The 2,960-nt window shown below is 41.7% G+C and carries 3 protein-coding genes; all 3 read right to left on the bottom strand.

Annotation, left to right across the window (positions count from 1 at the left end; translation table 11 throughout):
• Positions 1 to 308 precede the first annotated feature (308 nt).
• The 3 genes from LH47_RS14415 to LH47_RS14405 all read right to left on the bottom strand — a co-directional run bounded on the left by LH47_RS14415 (position 309) and on the right by LH47_RS14405 (position 2,590).
• A complete protein-coding gene (locus LH47_RS14415) occupies positions 309 to 824 on the bottom strand; it encodes a type II toxin-antitoxin system PemK/MazF family toxin (RefSeq protein ID WP_043968680.1) in 516 nt (171 codons plus the stop codon).
• Positions 825 to 838: 14 nt separating this feature from the next.
• Positions 839 to 1,804 (bottom strand): BMP family ABC transporter substrate-binding protein, encoded by a 966-nt coding sequence (locus LH47_RS14410; protein ID WP_043968679.1) that lies wholly within the window; start codon positions 1,802 to 1,804, stop codon positions 839 to 841.
• Between the two features lie 84 nt (positions 1,805 to 1,888).
• Positions 1,889 to 2,590 carry an alpha/beta fold hydrolase gene (locus LH47_RS14405; RefSeq protein WP_043968677.1) on the bottom strand — a complete coding sequence of 234 codons (702 nt, stop codon included), beginning with the start codon at positions 2,588 to 2,590 and terminating at the stop codon, positions 1,889 to 1,891.
• Positions 2,591 to 2,960 lie beyond the last annotated feature (370 nt).

Genomic DNA, 2,960 nt, shown 5'->3' with positions numbered 1-2,960 from the left:
TCCTCCAAAAGGGCCGCCAACAAGACAGCGAACACCTTTTGAAGAGTTCTGACTAATTGTTCCTCCAGCTCTTTTAATAAAGGCCATTCTGTGGTAAAATGTTTCATGGACTCTCTCCCTCCTGTTTTATTGATGTTGGTCATCACCATCATAGCAGGGAGAGAGTCCTTTTTGCATGACATTTGCTTTTTTCTACCGCGCTTCGCTTGGTGGCCCCGACGAGCGTCGCGAACAAAAGTTCGCAACCCTCGTCGGGGAATCATTCCTGAATGTCACCCACAAATATTTTACTCACACTCTATGTACGATTACTTTCTCAAAGCAGGGGAAGTAGTATAAAGTCGTTTAATCTCTGTTAAAATTTTATCCATGTCTTTATTTGAGACTGTTGCAAAATCTCCTCTTTTACGCAATGGGCGATCGATTCGATCTTTTGAAATGACACAGAAATGTTCCACTAAAGCGGTGTTGTTTAACCCTTCTAAATCAATATGATACCAAAATCCATCATTCAGCCTTTGCGTCGTTAAAGGAGCGACCGCACATAACGGAGAATTTTTTTCTGAGCGAATAATTAAAACAGGACGATGCTTGTCTTCTTCATGTCCAACATTGACTCCTAAGTGCGCCCAGTAAATTCGACGATATAGAACGGGGAAATGATGCTTTTTGTTTTTTTCTTTATAGCGCAATTGAGCTTTTTTCAACATCCATTCCACATATTGCAAAGCCTCTTCTTCTTGCTGGTCGTTATTTATCCCATCTAACATCTCGAAAAGTTGGATAAAGAAACCATCAATTTTCTTTTTTAATTCCTCTTTCATTCACACCCTCCCCCCTACTCATTCGGCAATTTTCCTGTTGCTTTATATCGTTCAATCGCTTTTGTTATTTTTTGTCGGAACAGTTTGTCGACAAGCGGGCTAAACGTTCCGAGTTCGACGACACCATCTTGAAAATCGACATATGTCGTTCCAGACGTTAATTTTCCATCGATAAATTTTTTTGCCACAAGTTCATATAGCGCATCGACATGCTGGACGGTGCTCGTTAGCACAGTTCGTTCTCCTAAATCTGCTTGATCCGTTACGTAACCAATCGCATAAAGACCGTGTTCTTTCATTTTTTCAATCACTGGTACGCTAAATTTATCGCCGGCTGGATATATGACATCCACCCCTTCAGCAATCATTCGCTCGGCAATGGCCATGGCCGTATCGACGTCATCCCAACGTTGTACGTATTGTACGTCGACGTGAGCATTTCCGTTCTCATATAACACCCCTTCAAAAAAACCGTCCACTTCCGGCTGCCATTCAAATGCGGCAATGACGCCAATTTTGTTCGTTTTCGTCATATGTCCCGCTACCATACCGCCAAAAAAGCCCATCGCATGGCCAGAAAAATTAAAACTTGTCACATTTTTCTTTTTCGCTTCTCCGTTAAAAAACACAAAATGAATGTTCGGATATCGATCTGCGATGTCATCAAAATACTCCCCGTACTCACTCCCATGACCAAAAATTAAATGGACTCCTTTTTGGTGAAATTGTTTTACCGCTTGTGCCGTCGCTGCTTTTGAGTTTACCCCTTCGCGATAAAACACTTCCGCATCAAATTTCGCTTGAATACGAAGCAATCCTTTATACCCTTTCGTTCCCCACACTTGATCATCAATTGTATCTGAAACGAGCAAACCAACTTTTTGTACATTTCCCGATGATAATTTTGTAGGAGCGCAAGAAGATAAAATAAAAATAAAAAGTAATGCAAAAATAAAATACGTATATCGCCTCATCAACATGCAACACTCCTTTTTCGGTCTCATTTTTTATTTTACTTGCTTCTTTTTCTATTGGTAAAGAAAAAATCCCCACGGGTATGGGGACTATACATCGCTATATTGTTCATAAAACGCATGAATGGCTTGCGCAAACGTATATGTTTTTTCAGGCAAATGATATGAAACAGGCACGCCAAACGCTTGCGCGTACACTCTTGCATGAATCGTTGGAGGATATGGATTCACTCCTGACACTTGCCAAATTTTTATCGGCACAACCGGTGCGGAAAGCGGAGGGAGGTTCAATTCCTCTTCCGTTGTTTCATACGCTTGTTTTAATTGACGTAACATCCGCTTATAAAAAAATTTATGCTCTTTTTCATGTTGGAGCTGCGCCTGTAAATGCAAACAAGGATTTAATAGCGCAATCGCCCGTATTTGCTCGCGTAAATCGTTCATCAACTGCAAGGCGACAATGGCCCCCATTCCTTCTGCTAACACGTAAATGCGCTCATTTAAAATTTCCGTTTTCAGCACATAATAAATGAGCTGTTTCGCTAGTTTGACCGCTTTTGGACTTCCCCAATTCGCCCCGTACAAATGCGAGTAAAAAATCGTATATCCATGTTGTAACAAATCGTTTAACAGCTTGTTTTTTCCAACATGTTGCATCCATAAACTCGTTTTGTCATCGACGAAGTGAGAGACGTCTCCTAAAAGAAGTAAACCAAATCCGTTTGGCCGGTCTGGAACATGAATGGCGCACCATTGCTCGCTAAATTGGAAAAATCGTTGCTTCTCTGTCATCATCGTCCACCTTACGCACATCATTGTACAATATATCGTATGCGATTTTCTTTTGCGTGTACTAGGCGTTGCAATGTGTGAGTAAAATATTTGTGGGTGACATTCAGGAATGATTCCCCGACGAGGGTTGCGAACTTTTGTTCGCGACGCTCGTCGGGGCCACCAAGCGAAGCGCGGTAGAAAAAAGCAAATGTCATGCAAAAAGGACTCTCTCCCTGCTATGATGGTGATGACCAACATCAATAAAACAGGAGGGAGAGAGTCCATGAAACATTTTACCACAGAATGGCCTTTATTAAAAGAGCTGGAGGAACAATTAGTCAGAACTCTTCAAAAGGTGTTCGCTGTCTTGTTGGCGGCCCTTTTGGAG

Source organism: Anoxybacillus thermarum (assembly GCF_000836725.1).
Taxonomy (GTDB): Bacteria; Bacillota; Bacilli; order Bacillales; family Anoxybacillaceae; genus Anoxybacillus; species Anoxybacillus thermarum.
This window is presented reverse-complemented; position numbering and strand designations above follow the sequence as displayed.